Raw genomic sequence first — 1,146 nt, 5'->3', positions numbered from 1 at the left:
GGTCAGCACCACCGGCGTCGGACTGAGCAGGGCCGATTCGACGAAATGCACGATCGGATTGTCGATCTTCGCCGCCGGCAGCGCTTCCGCATGCACGTGATAGCCCGTGCCGACCAAGGCGCCCGCGACGCCGAGCACGAGTGCGCCCAGAAGGACCCTGTGACCGATGACACCCAGCCGCAGCCACAGTCTGGCCGCGGCAGAGCCGAGAACAAGCACCAGGGCGATGGACACCGACAGGATAGCGACTTCCCTGAAGTTGAGCGCGTCGCCCATGGCGTTCCTGGCGTCCGCATTCTGGAGGAAGTCGCCATAGACCAGCCACTGGAAGGTGAACGGCTCGCCCAGCATCTTGACCAGATTTATGTTCGCAAACCCCCAGCTCAGCGACACCAGGACGGCAAGGTAGAAAAGGAAGAAGACGACGGCGGACCCAAGACGGCTGGCCTTGAGCAGAAAGAGCAGGATCAAGGCTGTCACCGTCATCGACGCTATGACGACGAGGTCGTAGTAGCTCGATGCCAATCCCTTGGGGATGGATGCCACAAGGCCCCCAAGCGTCGTTTGCGGATCGACGATGATGCTCCGGTAGACGCCAAGCAGCAGCCACGACAGCAGACCAGTGCAAATGATCTGCAGGCTCATGCGCCGGAAACGCACGTCGCGCGCCGAAATCGGGCTCACCTTCGATGCTCTCCGGACGCTCACGGCTCTGCCCTGCCCGCCATGCCGGTACGGCTCGCCGAGCCAGTGCCGCCAATGATGTCGGCAATCGCAGCAACACTCATAGGAATACCCGCCGCCAGTTTGCGCTTCGGCCCGGCCACGGCCAAAAGCCTTCAAACCCCCATGACAGAATCGGTCTGCGCCGAAAAAGAGTCAACAAAATCAAGCATGCGTTAACCAAGCTTGTTGAGGATTGGTTAACCGAACGCCTGATCGACGCAGCTTTTGGCCCGCCGCCTGCCGGTCCGGACATCGGCTAAGGGTCGGAAGCCGACGAACTTTCGACGCAGGGCGACGGCGGCGCCGCGACCGCCCTCGCCGCCCGCACCGCCCTCACCCCAGCGCGTATAAAGCTTCCGTGGAAATGGCCCTGAAATAGGCGGTGAATTCCCAGTAGTTCTCGATGCGCTCGGCAAAGGG

At 62.1% G+C, this 1,146-nt stretch carries 2 protein-coding genes; one reads left to right on the top strand and one right to left on the bottom strand.

What is annotated here, in order from left to right:
* The coding region (locus EN742_RS35530) for a DUF4175 domain-containing protein (RefSeq protein WP_148670554.1) at positions 1-684 on the bottom strand (684 nt) is incomplete at its 3' end.
* 5 nt (positions 685-689) lie between these two features.
* On the opposite strand from EN742_RS35530, the gene EN742_RS35525 reads away from it, so the two are divergent.
* Positions 690-986: a hypothetical protein gene (locus EN742_RS35525; protein ID WP_127399715.1), complete on the top strand. Its 297-nt coding sequence runs from the start codon at positions 690-692 to the stop codon at positions 984-986.
* Positions 987-1,146 lie beyond the last annotated feature (160 nt).

The organism is Mesorhizobium sp. M4A.F.Ca.ET.020.02.1.1 (assembly GCF_004022645.1).
Taxonomy (GTDB): domain Bacteria; phylum Pseudomonadota; class Alphaproteobacteria; order Rhizobiales; family Rhizobiaceae; genus Mesorhizobium.
The sequence above is the reverse complement of the archived record's forward strand: the minus strand, read 5'-3'. Positions and strand labels throughout refer to the sequence as shown.

Coding starts and splice junctions, on each gene's coding strand:
- EN742_RS35525 (WP_127399715.1), top strand. CDS start 690: ATGCTCTCCGGACGCTCACGGCTCTGCCCTGCCCGCCATGCCGGTACG.